The sequence below is a fragment of the Salarchaeum sp. JOR-1 genome, from assembly GCF_007833275.1.
In the GTDB taxonomy this organism is placed as follows: domain Archaea; phylum Halobacteriota; class Halobacteria; order Halobacteriales; family Halobacteriaceae; genus Salarchaeum.
Genome location: NZ_CP042241.1, coordinates 273,335 through 292,738 on the forward strand (window position 1 = coordinate 273,335; position 19,404 = coordinate 292,738).

Annotated in this window: 21 protein-coding genes; 7 read left to right on the forward strand and 14 right to left on the reverse strand. The window is 71.1% G+C overall.

Features of this window, described 5'->3' with window-relative positions:
* Positions 1-17 precede the first annotated feature (17 nt).
* Positions 18-1,217: an MFS transporter gene (locus FQU85_RS02330; RefSeq protein ID WP_145843942.1), complete on the reverse strand. Its 1,200-nt coding sequence runs from the start codon at positions 1,215-1,217 to the stop codon at positions 18-20.
* 83 nt (positions 1,218-1,300) lie between these two features.
* On the opposite strand from FQU85_RS02330, the gene FQU85_RS13235 reads away from it, so the two are divergent.
* Positions 1,301-1,468, forward strand: a complete 168-nt coding sequence (locus FQU85_RS13235; protein ID WP_168219924.1) for an HVO_0758 family zinc finger protein — start codon at positions 1,301-1,303, stop codon at positions 1,466-1,468.
* On the opposite strand, the gene FQU85_RS02335 is transcribed toward FQU85_RS13235, so the two are convergent.
* The 9 genes from FQU85_RS02335 to FQU85_RS02375 all read right to left on the reverse strand — a co-directional run bounded on the left by FQU85_RS02335 (position 1,465) and on the right by FQU85_RS02375 (position 11,110).
* On the reverse strand, positions 1,465-2,340 hold the full coding sequence (locus FQU85_RS02335; RefSeq protein WP_145843943.1) for an SDR family oxidoreductase: 876 nt from the start codon (positions 2,338-2,340) through the stop codon (positions 1,465-1,467). The two genes, FQU85_RS13235 and FQU85_RS02335, sit on opposite strands and share 4 nt — an antisense overlap.
* Positions 2,340-2,771, reverse strand: coding sequence for a DUF5791 family protein (locus FQU85_RS02340; RefSeq protein WP_145843944.1), 432 nt, complete (start codon positions 2,769-2,771; stop codon positions 2,340-2,342). The genes FQU85_RS02335 and FQU85_RS02340 overlap by 1 nt, the downstream gene beginning before the upstream one ends.
* 38 nt (positions 2,772-2,809) lie before the next feature.
* Positions 2,810-5,584 carry a hypothetical protein gene (locus FQU85_RS02345; protein WP_145843945.1) on the reverse strand — a complete coding sequence of 925 codons (2,775 nt, stop codon included), beginning with the start codon at positions 5,582-5,584 and terminating at the stop codon, positions 2,810-2,812.
* Positions 5,584-6,009, reverse strand: coding sequence for a hypothetical protein (locus tag FQU85_RS02350; RefSeq protein WP_145843946.1), 426 nt, complete (start codon positions 6,007-6,009; stop codon positions 5,584-5,586). Before FQU85_RS02350 ends, FQU85_RS02345 begins: the two co-directional genes overlap by 1 nt.
* On the reverse strand, positions 6,006-6,383 hold the full coding sequence (locus FQU85_RS02355; protein ID WP_145843947.1) for a hypothetical protein: 378 nt from the start codon (positions 6,381-6,383) through the stop codon (positions 6,006-6,008). Before FQU85_RS02355 ends, FQU85_RS02350 begins: the two co-directional genes overlap by 4 nt.
* Positions 6,364-6,822 carry a hypothetical protein gene (locus FQU85_RS02360; protein WP_145843948.1) on the reverse strand — a complete coding sequence of 153 codons (459 nt, stop codon included), beginning with the start codon at positions 6,820-6,822 and terminating at the stop codon, positions 6,364-6,366. Before FQU85_RS02360 ends, FQU85_RS02355 begins: the two co-directional genes overlap by 20 nt.
* A gap of 25 nt (positions 6,823-6,847) precedes the next feature.
* Positions 6,848-8,524 carry a type II secretion system protein gene (locus FQU85_RS02365; protein ID WP_145843949.1) on the reverse strand — a complete coding sequence of 559 codons (1,677 nt, stop codon included), beginning with the start codon at positions 8,522-8,524 and terminating at the stop codon, positions 6,848-6,850.
* Positions 8,521-10,308, reverse strand: coding sequence for a type II/IV secretion system ATPase subunit (locus FQU85_RS02370; protein ID WP_145843950.1), 1,788 nt, complete (start codon positions 10,306-10,308; stop codon positions 8,521-8,523). Before FQU85_RS02370 ends, FQU85_RS02365 begins: the two co-directional genes overlap by 4 nt.
* 424 nt (positions 10,309-10,732) lie before the next feature.
* A complete protein-coding gene (locus tag FQU85_RS02375; protein WP_145843951.1) occupies positions 10,733-11,110 on the reverse strand; it encodes a hypothetical protein in 378 nt (125 codons plus the stop codon).
* A 75-nt stretch (positions 11,111-11,185) separates the two neighbouring features.
* Here FQU85_RS02375 and FQU85_RS02380 point away from each other — a divergent pair, with 75 nt between their 5' ends.
* On the forward strand, positions 11,186-12,259 hold the full coding sequence (locus FQU85_RS02380) for a tubulin/FtsZ family protein (protein ID WP_145843952.1): 1,074 nt from the start codon (positions 11,186-11,188) through the stop codon (positions 12,257-12,259).
* 141 nt (positions 12,260-12,400) lie between these two features.
* On the opposite strand, the gene FQU85_RS02385 is transcribed toward FQU85_RS02380, so the two are convergent.
* Complete coding sequence (locus FQU85_RS02385; RefSeq protein ID WP_145843953.1) at positions 12,401-13,741, reverse strand: alkaline phosphatase family protein; 1,341 nt, start codon at positions 13,739-13,741, stop codon at positions 12,401-12,403.
* A gap of 241 nt (positions 13,742-13,982) precedes the next feature.
* Positions 13,983-14,516: an inorganic diphosphatase gene (locus FQU85_RS02390; protein WP_145843954.1), complete on the reverse strand. Its 534-nt coding sequence runs from the start codon at positions 14,514-14,516 to the stop codon at positions 13,983-13,985.
* A 111-nt stretch (positions 14,517-14,627) separates the two neighbouring features.
* Here FQU85_RS02390 and FQU85_RS02395 point away from each other — a divergent pair, with 111 nt between their 5' ends.
* Positions 14,628-14,975, forward strand: a complete 348-nt coding sequence (locus tag FQU85_RS02395; RefSeq protein WP_145843955.1) for a PadR family transcriptional regulator — start codon at positions 14,628-14,630, stop codon at positions 14,973-14,975.
* Here the strand turns inward: FQU85_RS02395 and FQU85_RS02400 are convergent.
* Both FQU85_RS02400 and rnhA read right to left on the reverse strand, forming a co-directional pair.
* Positions 14,972-15,523 carry a rnhA operon protein gene (locus FQU85_RS02400; protein WP_145843956.1) on the reverse strand — a complete coding sequence of 184 codons (552 nt, stop codon included), beginning with the start codon at positions 15,521-15,523 and terminating at the stop codon, positions 14,972-14,974. The two genes, FQU85_RS02395 and FQU85_RS02400, sit on opposite strands and share 4 nt — an antisense overlap.
* Entirely contained in the window at positions 15,516-16,109 is a 594-nt protein-coding gene (gene rnhA, locus FQU85_RS02405) for a ribonuclease HI (protein ID WP_145843957.1), read from the reverse strand. Before rnhA ends, FQU85_RS02400 begins: the two co-directional genes overlap by 8 nt.
* A gap of 215 nt (positions 16,110-16,324) precedes the next feature.
* Here rnhA and FQU85_RS02410 point away from each other — a divergent pair, with 215 nt between their 5' ends.
* From FQU85_RS02410 to FQU85_RS02425, 4 genes are all read left to right on the forward strand, one after another.
* Positions 16,325-17,044, forward strand: a complete 720-nt coding sequence (locus FQU85_RS02410; protein ID WP_145843958.1) for a phosphoglycerol geranylgeranyltransferase — start codon at positions 16,325-16,327, stop codon at positions 17,042-17,044.
* 146 nt (positions 17,045-17,190) lie between these two features.
* Positions 17,191-17,730 carry a hypothetical protein gene (locus FQU85_RS02415; RefSeq protein WP_145843959.1) on the forward strand — a complete coding sequence of 180 codons (540 nt, stop codon included), beginning with the start codon at positions 17,191-17,193 and terminating at the stop codon, positions 17,728-17,730.
* A 41-nt stretch (positions 17,731-17,771) separates the two neighbouring features.
* Positions 17,772-18,599 carry a pantoate kinase gene (locus FQU85_RS02420; RefSeq protein WP_145843960.1) on the forward strand — a complete coding sequence of 276 codons (828 nt, stop codon included), beginning with the start codon at positions 17,772-17,774 and terminating at the stop codon, positions 18,597-18,599.
* A gap of 37 nt (positions 18,600-18,636) precedes the next feature.
* The gene (locus FQU85_RS02425; RefSeq protein ID WP_145843961.1) at positions 18,637-19,389 is read left to right on the forward strand and encodes a 4-phosphopantoate--beta-alanine ligase; all 753 of its coding nucleotides are present in this window, start codon (positions 18,637-18,639) and stop codon (positions 19,387-19,389) included.
* Positions 19,390-19,404: the final 15 nt, after the last annotated feature.

A 19,404-nucleotide genomic window follows, 5' to 3' on the forward strand; every position in this document is an offset into this window, starting at 1 on the left:
TCTCTCCGCGGCGGCATTTAGGTTGGCGTCTCGGCCGCGCCCTCCGGGAGCAGGTCGGCGCGGTACGCGGCGACGAGGACGACCACGAGCGCGCCGAGCGCGACCGCGAGCAGTCGGAACACGAGGTCGTATCCCATCCCGGTGCTGAGCACGCCGACGACGGTGCCGCCGGCCGCCTGCATCGTCATCATCCCCGCGCTGTACGCGGCGTACGCGGAGGAGCGGTCGGCGTCCGGGAGGCTGTCGAGGAGGAAGGTGTCGATGGTGGGAAAGAGGCAGTGGACGACCCCGCCGGTCGCGAGCGTCGCGACGGTGACCGCGATGAGGCCGGAGGCGTACGTGAGCGCGAACAGGCAGACGACGAACCCGGCGAGCACGGCGAGGAGGAGCGGCACGTAGGCGACGCGGTCGGCGAGACGGCCGGCGAACCAGAACGCGGGAACGCCCGCGGCGAACATCCCGGTGAGGAGGAGGTTCGCGGTTCCCGAGGTGAGCCCCTTCGCTTCGACGGCGTAGAGCGTGTAGAAGTTCCAGAAGCCGTTCCAGACGAGCGTGGTGACGCCGAGGATGGCGATACCGGTGAACACGAGCCGCCACTGTCGGCGAACCGCGCGGACGAGGTTGCGGTCCGCCGCACCCGCCGCGGGGAGGTCCGCGCGCCGCGTCGCGACGAAGAGGGCGAGCGTGGTGATCCCCGAGACGGCGGCGAGTAGCCAGAAGACGGTTCGCCAGTCCGTCACGCCGAGAAGCGCGCTGACGGTGACGGGCGCGCCGACGGCGGCGAGCTGCATCGCGGTGCCGTGCACGCCGATGACGCGACCGACGCGCTCGGGGAACAACTCGGAGATGAGGGGGTTGGCGGCGATGAAGTACGCCCCGGACGAGATGCCGATGAGGAACCCGCCGACGAACACCATCTCGATGGTCGCGGCGAGCGCGGTGAATGTGGACGCGCCGGTGAGAAAGACGCCGGTGGCGAGGACGACCCGGTGGCGCGCAACCCGCGTGAGGAGGTAGCCAGTCGGGATGCGGGGGAGCGCGCTCCCGAGCCAGACGAGAGAAGCGGTGACGCCGACGGTCGCCCGGTTCACGCCGAACTCCGCGATGAACGGGCCGTAGAGCGGCGCGAACGCCACCCTTCCGAAGTTCACGAAGAACACGAGCGCGCACAGCGACCCGAACACGTGGACGCGACGCGCGCTATTCGACTCGGACACGGTTCGAAAGAGAACCGAACGCGGTTCAAGCCTTCCGGAGTTCGCGCGTGGGTTTATTACGGCGGGCGCGAGAATCCCGACTCATGAAATCAGTCAGGAAGGGCCTCCGGGCGGGCGAACTGGAGAAGGACACCTACGACCGACTGGTGTGCGCGGAGTGCGGGGAGAACCTCAAGACGGAGAACGACCCGGACGAGGTCGGGAGCGTCCGCGTCTGCCCCGACTGCGGGAAGCGCTGGCAGCAGATCTAGTACGCGTCGAGGGCGGCGCGGTAGCCCTCGCGGTACGTCGGGTAGGCGAACTCGTAGCCGAGCCGATGCAGGCGTGCGTTCGAGCAGCGCTTGCTCGTCAGAATCCGGCGCTCCGCGGCCTCGGAGAGGTCGCTCTCCTGCAGGCGGTCTTCTTTCGTGCGTTTCGGCGGCCGGGGGACACCGGCCTCGTCGGCGAGCCAGTCCGCGAACGCGTGCTTCGAGACGGGTTCGTCGTCCACCGCCAGCAGCACCTCGGGCGCGTCCTCGGTGAGCGCGAACCGAACGACGCCGGCCGCGTCGTCCCGGTGAATCATGTTCAGGTAGCCCTCCGTGACGGGGCCGTCCAGGTAGCGCTCCAGGCGGTAGCGGTCGGGGCCGTAGAGGCCGGCGAACCGGACGACCGACCCGCCGATGCCGTGGTCGGCGGTGCGCTCGCGCGCGACGCGCTCGGCCTCGGCGAGCACCTCGGTCTTTTCGGTGGTGGGGTCGAGCGGCGTCTCCTCGTCCACCCAGTCGCCGCCGTGGTCGCCGTACACGCCCGTGCTCGACGTGTACACGAATTCGCCTGGTGGGTTCTCGCGCCCGCCGAAGTGGTCGATAGCGGTGCGGAGGCCGTCGACGTACACCTCGCGCGCGGCGTCCGCGCCGCGGCCGCCCGAGGACGCGATGAACACGACGGCGTCCGCGTCCGGCACGACTTCGAGGCTTTCGGGGTCGGTCACGTCCGCGCGCACGCCGTCGAACCCCGCGTCCGCGATAGCCGCCAGACCGTCGTCCGAGCGGCGGACCCCGACTGGTTCGTGGCCGGCGGCGGCGAGCTGTCGGCCGAGTTCGAGCCCGACGTACCCACACCCCAGAATCGCGACCCGCATCACCAGGGGTTCTCGACCGCGAGGTAGTGATGGATCTCTGCGTACTCGCGGAGCGTCATCGGCTGACGGCCCTCGATCTTCTGCTGGACTTCTTTCGGGTCGAGCGCCGCGTCGATACCGTCCGCGAGCGCGTCCACGTCAACGACCGCCGAACTCATCTGGAGCATCACGTGATCCTGGAGTTCGAGTCGAACGGTCTCGGCGTCCGGCCAGTCGTCCGTGAGCGCGAGCAAGTCCGCCGCCTCCGAGACGGTGACTGGATCGCCGTCGCCAGATTCGATGTCCGCGACCCGTTCGGGGGAGAGCCCGGTGGCGTCGGCGACGGCGTCCACGCCCTCGGCATCGATGACGGCGAGCAGGGCGGCCTCGTACTCCGCGAACACCTCGTCCGCCGAGACGGACTCGGGTTCTGAGATGGTATCGGTCAACATAGCTGGGAATAGGCGGTCGGCGCGTATGTGAGTTTATGTTACCAGCCGGGCGAGCGCTCGTCCGCGTTCCCGTCGGTGTCGCCGACGCCACGCGGGCCCGGCGGGACGGCCGCGACGACCACTGTATCGAACGCGAACTCGACCCGGGCGTTCCGGCCGAGCGGTTCCGGACGGCTGTCGCCGTCCACGTCGAGGGAGACAACGCCGCCCTCCCGGACGTACTCGTACGCGCCGGCGTCGAACCCGGGCGGGAGCGCGCCGCCCGAAATCGCGACGCGCTCGTAGCCGCCGCGAACGGAGACGGCCCACACGTTCACCGTGGCGTACCAGAATCCGGGCAGAGGGGCGACCGGAAGGCCAGCGGGGAGCGCGGCGAGGCGGCCGCCGAGCGCCCGCTTGACGCGTCTCGTGGACGCGCGGCCGAGCGCGGCGGTGAGTTCGGCCCGCGTGGCCTGTCGGGCCGCGCGCACCACGTCCTCGTCCACGCCACCGGTGTCGCTCCGAGCGACCGCGCGGGACTCCGCGCGGAGCGCCGCGGCGAGCGCCACCCGTTTTGCCCCACGCGTCCCCGAGTCCGCGACGACCGCCGCGGCGAGCGACCCGTTCGTCGCCGCTCGCGCCCGCGCCGCATCGGTTCTCCAGCGCGTCGCCGCGCTCGAAACGACGCGCTCCGCCGCGCCGGAATCGAGGCCCGTCCGGGCGTCGAGAACGGCCGCGAAGCGCTCGCGGGCGCGTGCGGTCTCGGCGCGCACGGCGGCCGCGAGGTCGGGCGTTCGTGTGCCCGCAGCGGCGAGGAGGTCGGCGGCCACCGCCAGTCGAACGGCGCGCTCGCCGCCGTCGAAGGCCGCGTCGGTAACGGTGTCGGCGGCGTCTCCGTAGGGGAGCGTGAAGACGTTCAGGTTCCGCGCGGCGAGCGTCTCGGCGTCTGTCAGCGAGAGGTACCGCGGCGACACGGACACCTCAGAGACGACCGTTTCGGGCGTCTCGCGCGCCGTGACGCCCGTCGGAACCCAGCCGCCGAGTCGGGTGACCGTGTCCCGAAGCGCGCCGCGGACGCTGGCCGCGTCGCCGGCGCGCTCTCGAACCACAGCGAGCGCGTCATCGAGGTAGTGGGCGCGAACAGCGGTGAGCGCACGTTCCGCAATCGAGTCGTAGCGAGCGGGCGCCGCCACCAGGTGATCCCGATTGGCGGCGAGCGTCCGTGCGAGCGCCGAAACCGGCGACGACGCGAGGACGCCCGCGCCGCTCACGCGAACCGCCGTCGAGGTGTTCGCCACCCGGTTTCGAATCCGACCGAGCGATCGCGCCGCGCGCTCCCGGAGCGATGGCGGCTGAGATACCCGCACGGTCGCGGAGCGTGTGCCGGCGTCGCCGGTGACGGCACGCGCGGCGAGCGAGTCCGCACCGTCCGGGAGGAGCGCGCTGCGAACCGCGGCGGTCGCCCGCTCGCCCAGGGCGTCCACGGGGCGGTTCGGAACGCCGTCGAGCGCCGCGGGGCGGGCGGTGAGCGCGACCGAGACGCGGTACGTTGAACGTTCGATGCCGGTGACGGTACGAACCGCGGAGCCGTTCGTCCACGACGCGCGGGTCGTCCGGGTCACGGTCACGCGCCGACCGAACGCATCAAGGACGCGGAACGCGTTGTGAACGTCGAACACGCCGACAGCTCCGGCCGTAGCGGCCGTGACGGCTGTCTCGGTCGTAGTGTCCGTCGCCACCCGCGTCCAGTTCTGGGGTGGGGTAGCGGTGTCGAGTCGGTGGTCGGTTCGCGTCACGCGGACGAGGCGGCGGGCGTCGAGACGGGAAGCGTTCTCGAGCACCGCATCCAGCGCGTTCAGGGCGTCGAGGAGCGCTGTGTCAGCGGCCGCAGCGGGCGTGAGCGACGACTGGGCGGGCGGGTGCGATGGTGGCTGCGTGGGCGTGACGTTCATCGCTCCGAAGATGCGGGTCGCACGCGCCCGAGCGCTCGCGCGAGTGACTGCGAGCATGTCGCGTACGCCGGTGAGCGCGTACGCCCGCCCCACGGCCTCGTTCGACGCGGTCGACGCGCGGCCGAAGGTTGCGCGTTGGACGGCGAGCAGGCCGTCGTTCGCGGCGACCTCGACGTGGCGGTTCGCGAGGACGTTCGCGATGGGTGCGCCGGCGTACTGCGCGAGGCCGCGAGCCGCGGTGTAGGGTGCGAGCCGCAGTGTCGCCTCGCGGGCGAGGCCGTACCCCTGGAGGACGCCGCGGTCGACCCGTGCGGCGAACGAGGCCATTCGGTCGTGGAGCGCGAGCACGGGCGTGTCGACGACCACCGAAACGGCGCGCTCGCGGACGCCGACGGACTCGCCGTGCTCGGTGACGGCGAGCGTCGCGTTCCGAACAGTTACCCGCACTCGGTTCGGACGGAGTTCGTCGAGTGTGACCGCGCGAATCGCGCGGCGGGCGTCTCGCGGACTGTCGATCACGTCGAGAGACACACGAGCAGTCGCGTCCCCGTGTCGAGTGTCGAGGTCTGTGAACGCCGCGCAGGCGGCGGCGTACACCCGGAGTGCGAGCGCGTCCCGGAAGGCGGAGTCATCGCGGAGGACGCGTCCATACGGAGTGTTCGCGGGAGTGACGACCGGGTTGGCGGCGGCGGCGGCGCTCGCTTCGATGGTCGCGCGTTCGAGGGCGATGCGTGCACCGGCGAGCGCGCGGTCGGCGGCCCGGTCGGCGGCGTTCGTCTCCGCGGGTGTGTCGCGTGTGGCGAGGGTCGCGCCGACCGCCGTGGCGGTGACGAGGAGGACGACGCCGACGAGCGCGAACGGCACGCGGCCGCGGTCGTCCATCACGGCCACCACCGTCGGAGCACTATCGAAGTGGTTCCGACGCGGAGCACCGCGGCGGTCGTGTCCACGGTTCGAGGCGGGGGCGTACCGATACGGAGAACGGTTCCGTCGGCGCGAGCGGCGACGCTCGCGCGACCCGGAAGCGCGTCGAGGCGGTCGTCCACGAGGGCGGCGACGGCCTGCGAGTAGGCCGAGTCGGGGCGGGGGGCTGCGGCGGCCAGGTGGGTGGCGACGGTGGCGCGAACCGGCCCGGTCGTGGTGTTCACAGTGGCAGTGGTGACCGCGAGCGCATCGAGGGCGGGGCCGGCGTCCGGCGGCGACGGCTGAGGGGCGGGTGTCAGAACGAACAGCGCGGTGACGGCCGCCGCGATGAGAGAGACGGCGATCACGGTGTCCACAGCGGTACTGACGCCGCGCGCGGTCACCACACGACCACCCGAAGGCGGCCGAACAGCACGTCCCCGGAAGCGACGCGAACGGCGACGGGACGGCTCGCGGCGTCCGCCTCTGCAGGTGGCTGCGGGCCGACACTCCACGTTCGGCCGCCCGCGGAGAGCGTGACGTTCACGGGCCGAGAGATGTCGGGGCGGGCGTCGTCGAGTCGATCCAGTTGGGCGACGCCCTGGACGAGGAGAACGTCGGTCGCGGCGTCAAGGGCGGACGGGGCGAGGTCGCGGTCGGCGGTCGGGAGGCTGTGGTCGTACGCGGTCGCGTAGCCGGCGAGCGCCGTGCAGAGAACGGCGACGCAGACGAGCGCGACGAGCGGTTCCGCCTGCGCCCTACCCGACGAGAACGACATCGATCCCCCGCCACGCGAGGTGGCGAACGCGGAGCGTCTCGGCGGCCCGCCACACCGGAGCGCGGGCGCGAGCGGCGGCCACGGCGCGGACGAGCTCGACACCGGTGTCGAAGACGAGCGCGGGGTCGCGGCCGGCGAGCACGGCGGCGAGCGGGCCGTCCGGTGGAACTGGAACGACGCGTGCGACGAGCGCGGCGGACGCCGTCCCACCGGAACCGCGCAGGCCGACGCTACGAGGGGTGACGCGGACGGCGTCGGCGTCAAGGTGGCGGTGAGCGCTCGCGTCGTAGTCACTCACGGCGACCCGGTCGATGGTCGCGGCGGCGGCGGTGGCGTCGGGCGGCGGTGCGGCGGGGACGGCGAGCGCGGCGGCGACCAGCGTGGCTCCGGTGAGCGTGAGGCCGATCCAGGTCGCGAGCGCGTCTGCAGCGTCGAACACGCCAATGGCTGTGCCGATATCTTATTTAAACGCTCGTGACGAGTGCGGCGGCCGTGGCGACGACCGGATAGACGAGGCCGGCGACGGCGAGCGCGGAGCCGGCGGCGTTGGCGGCGCGAGCGCGGTCGGCGCCGTGCCGGACGACGGATCCGAACGCGGGGAGGAGAACAGCGAGCGCGACGACGTACCCGCCGACGACGAGTGCGAGCGCGTCCGGAGCGTACGGGAGCGCGCCGTCCCCGAGCGGGCGGAGGGTGCGGGCGAGCGCAGCGGTAACGCCGGCGACGCAGGGCGCGACCCAGCGCCCGGTCGTGTCGAGCGCGTTCGTGACGGACGCGAGGTCGGCGGTGGTGTCGCGTTCGACGCGGACGAGGCGGTCGAGGTGGTCGGCGAGCGCGACGAGCACGCGCCCGCCGGGCGGGCCGGCCGCGGCGGCGTCCGCGAGGACGGCGGCGGTCGAGCGTGCGCGAGGGCTCGGGTGGTCGCGGAGCGCGCCGTGCGGCCCGAGGAACGCCGTTCGGGTGTCGGCTGTGAGCGTGCGCTGGAGGCGGCTCGCGTCCGCGAAGACGGTGGAGACGGTTCCGTCGAGTTCGGCGGCCGCGGCGGCGAGCGCGCCTTCGGGAGGGTGGCCGCGGCGGACGTGCTGCCCGACGACGACGAGCGCGTCTGGAAGGCCGCGTTCGAGCGCCGCGATATCCTCGCGAACGCCGAGCACGGGACGCGTCCACCGCACGAGGCCCGTGCCGAGTCCGACGACAGGGGCGAAGGGGAGCGCCCACGGCGCGAAGACGGCGAAGGCGACGAGCGCACCGGTGGCCGCCGCGATGGCCCAGAGAAGGCCGGGGCGGGCGCGGCCGGCGAGCGCGGGGTGGTCGCGAGGTATCGGCGTGGCGGGGAAGGCGGCGGGGCGGCGCGCGAGCACGACGGCGATGGCGGCCGTGAGCGCGATCGGGAGTGCGAGGTCGTAGACGGCGGCCAGACCGACGAGCGGAACCGAGATCCCCGAGACTGGAGCGACGGGGAGCAATCCGACGAGGGCGAGCGGGAGGACGACCCCCGCGGCGTAGACGCCCGTGACGAGCGTCGAGAGCGTGCTCGCGTAGTCGGTGACGCGGGCGGCGACGGCGTCGAGGGAGACCGAGAGCGCGCGGTCGAGGAGGCGGGCGCGTTCGCTGTCGGGGGCGTTCGTGGCGGCTTCGACGAGCGCGATGGCGCGCGCGAGTTCGGGGTCGTGGTCGCGCCACGCGCGCCGAAAGCGCGTCCACGCGGTGGTTGGTGCGCCGATCGCGTACCGGACGTGGCCGGCGAGACGGTCGGCGAGCGAACCGGGAGCGTCGGCGGCGAACGCGGCAGTGTGTTCCGGCGTCGGTTCGAGCGCGCCCGCGAGGACGGCGCGGCAGACGAGGTCGGGGCCGTCGCCGAGCGCGCGCGACCGCTGGGAGTCCGCCGCGAGCGTGGGGAGCGCGAGGAGGGCAGCGGCAGCGAGCGACCCGAGCGCGAGCACGGCGAGACCGAGAGTGGGGGACGCGACGACGGAAAGCGCGAGCGCCGACCCGACGGAGAGCGCGGCGAACGCAAGCGCCGCGGTCCGGACGGTGTCGGCGTCCTCGGGTCGATCGAGGAGCGCCAGCGCGCGGTCGAGTTCGGGGTCGCCGCCCGCGGAGATCGGTACGAGGGCGGCGACGCGATCGAGGAGTGTCATCGGAAGCGCTCCGTGCGGTCGGCGACGGCGGCGCGCACGTCCGCGTACGTCTCGTCGTGGGCGGCGAGCGACGCGACGAGCGACGATTCGCCGCGGCCGACCCGGCCCGACGACTGGAGGCCGTCGGGCGTGCGCTCGAAGAGCGCGTGAAATCCGTCGTCGAACTCCTCGACCGCGACCACTTGCTTGCCGTCGGCGGTGTCCGCGAGGGTGACGACGAGGTCAGTTGCAGCGAACGAGTTCGCGGGCACGCCGAGGTCGGACACGACGCGCTCGCGAACCGAGGCGCCGCCGTCGCCGTGGATGGTTCCGAGGACTGCGCTCGCACCCGCGCCGGTCCGCATCGCTTCGTACAGCACGCCGGCCTCCGCGCCTCGGACCTCGCCGACGGCGAGCGCGCCCTCGCCCAGTCGGAGCGCGGTTCGGAGAGCGGCAGCGGTCGACACGGCAGCGCCGTCGCCGTCTGCGGTCGCGCGGAGCGCCTGCACGTCCCGGCCGGCCGACTGGAGACCGGGAATCGGGAGTTCGGGGGCGTCCTCGATGACGACCGTTCGAGTGTCCGGGGGGAGTTCCCAGAGGAGCGCGCCGAGGAACGTCGTTTTCCCGGCGGCGCGAGCGCCGGCCACGAGCACGGCCGCGCCGCGCTCCACCGCGACGGAGAGGAGCGCCGCGGCGTCCGGCGTCAGCGTCCCCGTTTCGACCAATCGCGGGAGCGTGAATCGCTGATCGCTGTGCGCGCGAAAGGCGAACCCGACGCCGTCCGCGACCGGTTCAGACACCGCGGCGACCCGCACGCGGTCGGCCGCTCCCACGTCACGGAGAACGGCGTCCAGCGTGGGGTTCGCGGGCGAGAACGGCCGGCCGCTCGCGGCGCGGACACGGGACGCGAGCGCGTCCACCCCGCGGGACGTGAGGCGGACGTTCGTCGGAAGCAAGCGGCCGTCGAGGACGACGCGTAATCGGGTGTCGGCAGCGGGTGCGGACGCGTAGACGTCGGTGATGCGGGTGTCCGCGAACAGGTCGTCGAGCACGCCGTATCCCCGCGCGTGTTTCTTCAGGACGGCGGCGACGTGCTGGGGTGACTCGGCGGCGCGTCCGGCAGCGCGATCGGCGGCACGGGTCGCGGCACGATCACCCGTCACGACGCCATCCGCGAGGAGGTCATGGGCCCGGTCGAGCACCCGATAGGCAGCCTCGTCGAACGCGGTTTCGGGCGGTTCGACGTGGTAGGTTCGGCCGTTCGGCGTGTCGTAGCGGCGGGCGGTTGCGCCGCCGGAGAGGTCGACGGCGTCGACGAGCGCCGCGGCGGCGGGCGGGTCGGGGTCGACGCGAGCGTGGGCGATGCGGAGGCCGACGAACACGCGGACGGCGTCGTAGCTCTCCACGCCGTCAGCGGCCACGTCGAGGCCGGTTTCGGCGGCGATATCGGCTACGGAACCGGCGCGACCGGTGGCTTCGCGGGCGGCGGCGAGCGGGTCGGTGCCGGCGAGCGCGGCGAGGCGGGCGTCCCGGTCGCGGACGCGGGGGGCGAACCGGCCGGCGGCGACGAGGAGCGCGGTCGTGGCGTCGTCGTATCGGTGGTCGCGTCCGACACTGCGGACGACGACGGCGGCAGCGTCGCGGTCGCCGAGCGCGTCGACGGCGGTCTCGCGGCATTCCGGAGCGGTGGCGAGGTCGCCGTCGCAGTCGGTGGCGTCGAGGACGAGCGTGTCGCGTTCGAAGGCGGGTCGGCAGCGACACCCGGCGTCGGTGTCGTCGCCGAGGAGCGCGCGGAGTCGTCGCATACCCCCGAGTCGTCCCGGTTCCCTACTTGAAGGTTCGTCGCGCGGAGGCGGGGGCCGGCCGGACACGCGACCAGCGCGAGCACGAGCGTCGTCCGCCTGCTCGCGGTCAGCCGGCGCTCAGACGCGACCGGTACCGGGAGCCGACACACCCGGCGGTCGAAGGCGGCAGCGTGAACGCGGACTCCGCGGTCGACCGAGAGGCTGATTCCGGCTGGGAGCACGAGTGAGAGTGTGCGGGTCGCAGCCGTCCCGGGTGGTGCAGCGTTCGAGGTGGCGACGAGACCGTTCGCTGCGTCGCAGACGCGGTCGGCGGCGGTCGTCGCGGCGGCGAGCGCGCGGTCGGCGCGGGCGTCCTCGACGGCGGGAAGTGCAGCCGCGACCAGCGCGGCGCCGACGGCTATCGCGACGAGCGCGCGAACCGCGGTCACAGGAACGCTCGAACGCGCTCGCGGAGCGACTGCGGTTCAGGGGACTCGTCTACCCGCGGTTCGACATCGGGCACGGGATGCGGGAAGTCGGCCGCGCGCGTGGGTCGTGCGTCGTCTCGCGAAGCCGCCGATGGCCGTACCGAGAACGCCTCGTTCGCGGGCTCCGAGGTTCGGTCGAGTTCGCCGACGTGTCCGCGGACGGCCTGAAGGTCGGCGTCGAGGTCGGCGAGCGCGCTCTCCAGGCGGTCGAGACGGGTTTCGAGGGCGTCGATTCGTTCGGGGGTTGTGGTGTCGAGGTCGGGGAGTTCGTCGGCGTCGGTGAGCGCGCGTTCGACCGCGCGGACGCGGTCGGCGAGCGAGGTTGTATCCGGCATACACCCGACTGGCCGCGGCTTCCCGTTTCAACCCTCGGCGCAAGCTTGAAGGCGTCTAACAGAGAGCATTCGTGCATGAAGGCCGCCCTCGTCGGCGTCGGCCAAGCCGGCGGTAAACTCACCCAAGCCCTCGTCCGAAACGACCGCGAGAACGGCTATGGAGCCGTGCAGGGAGCGCTCGCCGTCAACACCGCGCGCCAGGATCTCGCCCCGCTCGACATCCCAACCCTCCTCATCGGTCAGGACGTCGTCAGCGGCGACGGCGTCGGCGGCGAGAACGAACTCGGCGCGGAACTCATGCAGGAGGACACGCCCGAAGTCGTGAACGCCCTCGACGGCACTATCACCAGCCGCACCGAAGCCGTGTTCGTCGTCGCCGGCCTCGGCGGCGGCACCGGCAGCGGCGGCGCGCCCGTCCTCGTCCGCGAACTCAAGCGCGTCTACGACATCCCCGTCTACTGCCTCGGCGTCCTCCCCGGACGCAACGAAGGCGCGCTCTATCAGGCGAACGCCGGCCGCAGCCTCAAGACCGTTGTCCGGGAAGCCGACAGCACTCTCCTCGTCGACAACGACGCCTGGTACGCGAGCGGCCAGTCCGTCACCGACGCCTACGCCGCCATCAACGACACCGTCGCCCACCGAATCGGCCTCCTGCTCGCGTCCGGTGAAGCCACTGACGGCGTCGCCGAATCCGTCGTCGACTCCAGCGAGATCATCAACACCCTCCGCAACGGCAGCATGGCCGCCATCGGCTACGCCAGCGCCGACGCCAGCGCCGACCCGGAGGAGAACATCAACGTGGTCACCAGCACGATCCGGAAATCCCTCCTCACCGGCATGAGCGTCCCCGAAACCACCGAATCCGACGCCGCGCTCGTCGTCGTCGCCGGCCACCCCGACCGCATCCCCCGCAAAGGCGTCGAACGCGCCCGCCGCTGGATCGAGGACGAAACCGGTAGCACCCAGGTTCGCGGCGGCGACTACCCCCTCGACAGCGACCAGATCGCCGCCCTCGTCCTGCTCTCCGGTATCTCCCGCTCCAGCCGCGTCGAATCCTTCCTCGACCGCGCCCGCGAAGCCGCCAAAACCGATCCCGAACCCGACCCCGCCGACGCCTTCCAGAACGACGACCTCGACGGGCTGTTCTAACGAACCGTTTTCTCCGTCGGGTTCGCCTCCGGCGAACCACTCCTCGAAAACTCTCCACCAAAAAGGCCGAGCGCGCCCGCGGCGCGCTCGGTACGACAGCGGAGCGACTTCCGCGCCGCAACCGCGACCGCACCGCGACCGCTACAGCAACGTTTTGCCGTCGAAGTCGGTGGTGTCGTAGTCGATGTCGAGGAGGTCGAGTATCGTGGGTGTGAGGTCGTAGAGGCTGGCGGCGTCGGTTCGGAGGCCGGGTTCGTCCGTCACGAGGAGTGCGTCGTCGAACGTGTGCATGCCGGTTCGGTGGCCGGTCTCGAACACGTCGTGGTCGTTCCGGAAGCCCGCTTTGAGGTCGAAGCCGTCGTTCGGGATGGCGACGAGGTCGGGCGCCATGTCGTCGTGCGGGCCGTCGAACGCGGCTTCCTTCTCCACGACGCGGTCGACGACGGGCGCGCCGTCCGGGCCGGTGAACTGGCGGAGGGCGTCCGCGAGTTCGTCGCGGACTGCCCGGTACTCGCTCTCGGGGACGCGCCCGCGGGGTTCGCGGCCCTCGAGGTTCAGGTAGAACCGGCCGGAGCTGAACGCGTACGCGCGCGCGTCGTCGCTGATGTCCGCGAGCGTCTCCGGGTCGGGGCCGTCGAAGTCGAGCCAGCCCTCTCGTTCGAGCCACGCGTTCGCGTACACTTCGTGCTCGAGGCCGGTGAACCCGTGGTCGGACGCGACGACGAACGCCACGTCGTCCGGGAGGCTATCGTAGAGGGCGCCGACGTACCGGTCGAGTTTCTCGTAGAACTCCAGGAAGTCGGTCTTGTATTCGCCGTCAGCGAGGTAGTCTCGGTAGAGGAAGTGGTTCACGTGGTCGGGCGCGGTGAACACGCCACAGAAGAGGGCCCAGTCGTTCGCGTCGACGAAGTGATCGAACGCCTCGTAGCGCGCGTCCAGCGTCTCGTGCGCGTTCGCGAGGAAGTCGGACTTGTCGTCGCGGTGGCCGAGTTTCGCGTTCGTCTGCAGGCGATACTCGATGCCGTCGAGGTACTCGGCGACTGCGGGCGGGTGTGCGGCCTGTTCGACGCTCGGCGAGAGGAATCCCGAAACCATCCGCTGCACGTCCTGCTGGGGCGGCGCGGTGACCGGGACGTTCAGGACGGTGGCGTTCCGGTCGGCGTCCGTGACGTGATCCCAGACCCGGGCGGTCTGCACGTCACCCCCCATCGGAACGTACGTCTCGTACGCGCCGGTCTCGCGGTCTTGAAGGCCGTACACGCCCGTCCGCCCGGGGTTCTTCCCGGCGGTGAGCGCGGGCCAGCACGCCAGTTCGTCCGGCGGCGCGATGGAGTCGATGGTGTCGGTGCTGCCGTCGTTCGCGATGGCGGTGAGGTTCGAGAAGACGTCCGGGTGCTGGGCGACGAGGCTCGCCGGCACCCCGTCGAGGCCCAGGAACGCTACCCGTGGCGCGCCGCCGCCGAGGCGGTCGAGCAATCCCATACGCGGCCTTCGCGCGGCAGCGCCAAGAACCTTCCCAGGGCGGCTCTATTCGTCGGAGTCGTTCGCGTCCGTTTCGTCCGCGTCCTCGTAGTTGGTCGGGACGACGGTGACGTGCTGGATACCCACGGGCTGTTTCGCTGCCATGGGTGAGTGAAGGGGCGACACGCACCTAAAATTACCCATGGGCATAACGCATTCAGCGGGGGCGTCCGGATGCGCGAGAAGAATACGGGTTGCGCGGTTACGCGAAGTTCTCCTCGTAGAGCTCCTGCGCGTGCTCGATTGCGTCCTTCGCCGCCTGCTTGTCCTGCCACCCGAGCACTTCGACTTCCTTGCCCGCTTCGAGGTTCTTGTACGTCTCGAAGAACTCCTCGATCTCCTCTTTCTTCTGGTCGGTGACGTCCTCGATGTCCTCGATGTGATCGTACCGGGGGTCTTCGACGGGCACCGCGATGACCTTGTCGTCCTTCTCGCCGTCGTCGTCCATCTCCATCAGGCCGACGGGGCGCGCTTCGATGACGCAGCCGGGGAACGTCTGGTCTTTCACGAGCACGAGCACGTCGAACGGGTCCTCGTCGTCGTAGTACGACTGCGGGATGAAGCCGTAGTCGCTCGGGTAGTGGACGTTCGAGTGGAGGACGCGGTCGAGCATCACGCCGGGGATGTTCTTGTCGTACTCGTACTTGTTCCGCTCGCCCTTCAGGCACTCCACGACGGCGTAGATGACGTCGGGCGCGTCGGGGCCGGTTTCGAGGTCTTCCCAGAGATTCGTCATGTGGATTCGACTGTGTTGAGCGGGTTAAAGGGCCTTTCGCATCGCTCCCGGGCGTCAAAACTCTCGGCGGCGTGAGAAGCGTTTAAATAGAGGGATGACATGTATTCCAGTATGTCAGAGGCACAACGCGCGGTGCGTCAGGACGCCCGCGATCTGACTGCGTTCCAGAAGAACATCCTTGTCGTACTCGCTGAGGAGGCCCGCTACGGTCTCGCCATCAAGCGTGAGCTCGAAGACTACTACGGGGAAGAAGTCAACCACGGTCGACTCTACCCGAACCTCGACGACCTCGTCAACAAGGGCTTCGTGGAGAAGTCCGAACTCGACAAGCGCACGAACGAGTACGCGCTCACCGACGACGGCTTCGCGGCCGTCCTCGACGACATCGAGTGGACGCTCAGCAAGTTCGTCACCGACGACGACCGCGCAGAGACCGTCATCAACCTCGTCGAGAACTAAGCCGGATACCGTTCTCCCGCTATTTCGAACACCGCGCGTAGCGACCGCTCCAGCGCCGCTTCCTGCTCGTCGGTCGGCCAGACGTTCCGCGGGTAGTACTCGGCGCGGAACTCCCGGAGTTCCGCGCGGGTCGCGGTCTCCATCCGCCGCGAGTAGTGGTTACCCATGAAGTCCGCGAACGCGCGCGCGTTCGCCGCTTCAGACTCCCCGTACGTCTCGCGCACCGATTCGACGATGGCGCGGTTGTGTTCCTCGACCGTCTCCCACTCCTCGGCCTCGCCGCCCCGGGAGAGCGAGCGCTCGGCGGCCCGGTCGGTGTCCTCGATGCGTTCGACCCGAACCGTTCCGTCCTCCAGCCACTCTTCGGGATAGCAGACGAGTGTATCGCTGTCGTCCTCCTCGCGCACGCGAACCTCGAAGTCGTGCTCGGCGAGCAGGTCGTCGCGGCGCTCTCGATACGCCGCCGCCTCCTCGTCGTCGCCGACGCGGCGCGCGAGCCGGGTCAGGCGCTCGGCCTCGTCCACGACATCCTCCGGCACCTCAGTCATTGTCGAGCGCCTCGTTCGCGAGGTCGTCCGCGCGGTCGTTCACCTCGCGCGGCACGTGCGTGAGCGACCAGTCGTCGAACCGGTCGAGGAGTTCGCGCACCCGGACGCGTTTCTCCTTCAGCGTGGGGTCGTTCGTGTTCCACGCGCCCGTCACCTGCTTCACGATGAGCTGGGAGTCGCCCCGCACTTCGACCTCGTCGAAGCCGTAGCGGTCGGCGGCTTCGAGGCCCGCGACGAGGGCGTCGTACTCGGCCTGGTTGTTCGTCGCGCGGCCGATGCGGTCGCCGCCCTCCGCGACGATGCCGTCGCCGGAGACGAGCACCCAGCCGACCGCGGCGGGACCGGGGTTGCCGCGGCTCGCGCCGTCGAAGTAGACGTGCACCCGGCCCGCGTGGTCTTCCACGACGGCCGTGATGTCCGTGGGGGTCGCGCCCTGCACGACGACCGTGTCGTCGTACGCGACCGCGGTGGCGTCCCCGAGGCTCGCGCGCCAGCGCTCGTGCTCGGTGTTTCCGTCCCCGACGGACGCACCCGCCGCCTGGAGGCGCTGGCGTGCGTCGTCGGGGTCGCAGTCGATGACCGGCATTCGCCCGATACGTGGGGGTTGGGGCGTAAACGCGTTGCGTGTTCTCTCCACGGGGAGACTCCCGGAGCTTCGAGGGCGTCGCCGACGTGGGGCCCGCCACCGAAGCCACCGTCCGCAACGGGAACCAAGACCAGAGTGAGGCGGGAGATTCACGCCTCTACGGGTGTGTTAGGCGGATCGAAGGGGTTTTTGCCGCGTGATAGAAACCACGGGGCATGAGTAACGCGTGGCGGGACTGGGACCACGTCCTGAAGGTCGATCCGGACAAGTCGCTCGTCGAGGGGGAGACGTTCGAGGACGTGTGTCGGACGGGAACCGACGCCATCGAGGTCGGTGGAACGCTGGACGTGACGTCGGAGAAGATGGAGCGCGTCATCGACGCCTGCCGCAAGCACGACGTGCCGATCTATCAGGAGCCGTCGAACCCGGCGGTCGTCGTGAACGACGACGCGCTCGACGGCTACCTCGTCCCCATCGTGTTGAACGCGGGCGGCGTCTCCTGGATTACGGGCGCGCACAAGGAGTGGGTGCGTATCGGCGACGTGAACTGGGAGAAGACCACGACCGAGGCATACATCGTGCTGAACGAGGAGTCGAGCGTCGCTGAGTTGACGGACGCGCAGTGCGCGCAGACGCCAGACGACGTGGCGGCGTACGCCACTGTCGCGGAGCGCATGCTCGGCCAGGACATCGTGTACGTCGAGTACTCCGGCACCTACGGCGACCCCGACATCGTGGAGGCCGCGCACGACGCGCTCGACGAGTCGACCCTGTTCTACGGCGGCGGTATCGGCGACTACGACAGCGCGTACGAGATGGGCGAACGCTCCGACGTGATCGTCGTCGGCGACCTCCTGCACGACGAGGGCTGTGACGCCGTCCGCCAGACCGTCGAAGGCGTGAAGGACGCGCACGGGAAGACCATCGACGCCTGAACACGGACGCGTTTACTCGGGGTTGCGACGCGCGACCGCGCGAGGGAAATCGTCCGCGTCGGAGACGCGCACGGGACGGCCATCCGCGCGTAGCGGTTCCGACGGGGGCCACTCGTTTCTTGTATCGCCGGGCCGTGTGTCCGGACATGACGCTCGTGGACGACGACGTGCTCGTCGAGGCCGGGAGCCGGGGGCAAAACCTCCTCGTCACGGAACTAGTTCGGCTGGTCGAACGCGGGCACGCCACCGACGAACCGGGCGTGTCGCGGGAGCGCCTCGACGCGTACATCGACGAAATCGGGGACGCGCGGGACGCGGACACGATCCGGGCGGAACTGGAGGAACAGCTGACCGACACCGAGTCCTGGGTCGACGTAAACGCGGTCTACGAGGTGGAGAACGGCCGCGTGAGTCGATACCCCGCGTCCTGGCACGAGGCCGTCGAGCCGGCGGACGACCTCGTGGACGTCGTTCGCGTGCTGAACGAGCGGGTGAGCGACCCGCCGGAGAGCGGGGCGAGCGAGGGGATCGCGGAGGAGTTCCTGCTCGACGCGCTCGAAGTGCTCGGGGACTGGGAGCGCGAGCGGGCGAAGAACCGCATCGAGGAGCTGCGGTCGGCGGGCGTGCTCGCCGAGTACACCGATCAGCACCCGAAGGCGGGCGTTCGGGTCGCGGACGAGTCCTGAACCTGCAAGGCTTATCCTCGCCGACCGCCGAGTTCGTCGTGATGACAGACGGAGCGCGCGCGTTCGTCCCCGGGCACGTCACGGGGTTGTTCAGCATCCATCGCGACGACGACCCGGCGCGGGCGGGGTCGCGGGGCGCGGGACTGACGCTGACGGACGGCGTCACCGTGTCGGTGCGGTCGGCCGACGAGTCCGCGGTGTTTCTGAACGGCGAACGCGCGGACGTGGCGGCGGTGGCGGGCGTGCTGGACGCGCTCGGCGTGACGGCGCGCGTCGAGGCGGAGACGCCGCTTCCGGTGGGCGCGGGGTTCGGCGTGTCGGGCGCGACGGCGCTGGGCGCGGCGTACGCGGCGAACGCGACCTTCGGCTGCGGGCGCTCGGAGAACGGTCTCGTCCGGCTCGCGCACGCGGCCGAGGTGGACGCCGGCACCGGACTGGGGGACGTGGTGGCGCAGGCGCGGGGCGGCGCGCCGATTCGGGAGGAACCAGGCGCGCCCCCGCACGGTCGATTGGACGGCGTGCCGGAGACGGCGCGCGTCGAGTACGCGTCGTTCGGCGGCCTCTCCACCGCGGACGTGCTCTCCGGGGACACGGAAACGCTGTCGGCCGCGGGCGAACGCGCGCTCGACCGCCTGCGGGACGAGCCGACGCTCGACCGGTTCGTCGCTGCGTCCCGGACGTTCGCCGCGGAGGCCGGCCTGCTGACTGACGACATCGACGAGGTCGTCGGGGACGTCCTGGACGCGGGCGGGCGGGCGTCGATGGCGATGCTCGGCCGGACGGTGTTCGCGCTCGGTCACGGCCTCACGGACGCGGGGTACGACGCCGAGGCCTGCCGGATTCATCCCGCGGGCGCGACGCTCCAGTAAACGGCTCTTTTTTGCCGGGGCGGGCGTGAGAATGGGTATGAGCGACGTGGATGTGCCGGAAGACCACCCGCGCTACGAGTCACTCCTCACCCGCCACCGCATCGAGGAGGGCGTCGAGAAGGGGATCACGAGCAAGCAGGGACTCATCGCGGAGGGGCGCGGCGAGGCGTTCGACTACCTCCTCGGCGAGGAGACGACGGAGAGCGCGGAGGCGGCCGAGCGCGCCGCGGCCGCCCACCTCCTGCTCGCCGACCATCCCGTGCTCTCCGTGAACGGGAACGTCGCCGCGCTCGTCCCCGGTGAGATGGTAGAGCTGGCGGAGGCGGTTGGCGCGGATCTCGAAGTCAACCTCTTCAACCGCACCGAGGAGCGGATGCGCGCCATCGCCGACCACTTGCGCGAGCACGGCGCGAGCGAGGTGAAGGGGCTCGCGGCGGACGCTCGCATCCCGGGGCTGTCACACGAGCGCGCGAAGGTGGACGCGGACGGTATCTACGACGCGGACGTGGTGCTCGTTCCGCTGGAGGACGGCGACCGCGCGGCGGCGCTCGCGGCGATGGGGAAGACGGAGATAGTCGTCGACCTGAACCCGATGAGTCGGTCGGCGCGGAGCGCGGCCGTCCCCATCATCGACAACATCATGCGCGCGGTTCCGAACGTCACACGGCACGCGCGCGACCTCGCGGACGCGAGCGACGAGGAGCGCCGCGACATCGTCGAGTCGTTCGACCGGACGGCGGCGCTGGCCGACGCGGAGCACCGAATCCGGGAGGGCGTGGGCGACCGATAGAACTACGTTGTTTTA

Bases quoted from the DNA above. Each gene is read 5' to 3' on its own strand.
- FQU85_RS02370 (WP_145843950.1), bottom strand. From the start codon at position 10,308: ATGCGACGACTCCGCGCGCTCCTCGGCGACGACACCGACGCCGGGTGT.
- FQU85_RS02410 (WP_145843958.1), top strand. From the start codon at position 16,325: ATGAGTAACGCGTGGCGGGACTGGGACCACGTCCTGAAGGTCGATCCG.
- FQU85_RS02390 (WP_145843954.1), bottom strand. From the start codon at position 14,516: ATGACGAATCTCTGGGAAGACCTCGAAACCGGCCCCGACGCGCCCGAC.
- rnhA (WP_145843957.1), bottom strand. From the start codon at position 16,109: ATGCCGGTCATCGACTGCGACCCCGACGACGCACGCCAGCGCCTCCAG.
- FQU85_RS02340 (WP_145843944.1), bottom strand. From the start codon at position 2,771: ATGTTGACCGATACCATCTCAGAACCCGAGTCCGTCTCGGCGGACGAG.
- FQU85_RS02425 (WP_145843961.1), top strand. From the start codon at position 18,637: ATGAGCGACGTGGATGTGCCGGAAGACCACCCGCGCTACGAGTCACTC.
- FQU85_RS02415 (WP_145843959.1), top strand. From the start codon at position 17,191: ATGACGCTCGTGGACGACGACGTGCTCGTCGAGGCCGGGAGCCGGGGG.
- FQU85_RS02335 (WP_145843943.1), bottom strand. From the start codon at position 2,340: ATGCGGGTCGCGATTCTGGGGTGTGGGTACGTCGGGCTCGAACTCGGC.
- FQU85_RS02345 (WP_145843945.1), bottom strand. From the start codon at position 5,584: ATGGACGACCGCGGCCGCGTGCCGTTCGCGCTCGTCGGCGTCGTCCTC.
- FQU85_RS02380 (WP_145843952.1), top strand. From the start codon at position 11,186: ATGAAGGCCGCCCTCGTCGGCGTCGGCCAAGCCGGCGGTAAACTCACC.
- FQU85_RS13235 (WP_168219924.1), top strand. From the start codon at position 1,301: ATGAAATCAGTCAGGAAGGGCCTCCGGGCGGGCGAACTGGAGAAGGAC.
- FQU85_RS02395 (WP_145843955.1), top strand. From the start codon at position 14,628: ATGTCAGAGGCACAACGCGCGGTGCGTCAGGACGCCCGCGATCTGACT.
- FQU85_RS02375 (WP_145843951.1), bottom strand. From the start codon at position 11,110: ATGCCGGATACAACCTCGCTCGCCGACCGCGTCCGCGCGGTCGAACGC.
- FQU85_RS02400 (WP_145843956.1), bottom strand. From the start codon at position 15,523: ATGACTGAGGTGCCGGAGGATGTCGTGGACGAGGCCGAGCGCCTGACC.
- FQU85_RS02420 (WP_145843960.1), top strand. From the start codon at position 17,772: ATGACAGACGGAGCGCGCGCGTTCGTCCCCGGGCACGTCACGGGGTTG.
- FQU85_RS02355 (WP_145843947.1), bottom strand. From the start codon at position 6,383: ATGTCGTTCTCGTCGGGTAGGGCGCAGGCGGAACCGCTCGTCGCGCTC.
- FQU85_RS02365 (WP_145843949.1), bottom strand. From the start codon at position 8,524: ATGACACTCCTCGATCGCGTCGCCGCCCTCGTACCGATCTCCGCGGGC.
- FQU85_RS02385 (WP_145843953.1), bottom strand. From the start codon at position 13,741: ATGGGATTGCTCGACCGCCTCGGCGGCGGCGCGCCACGGGTAGCGTTC.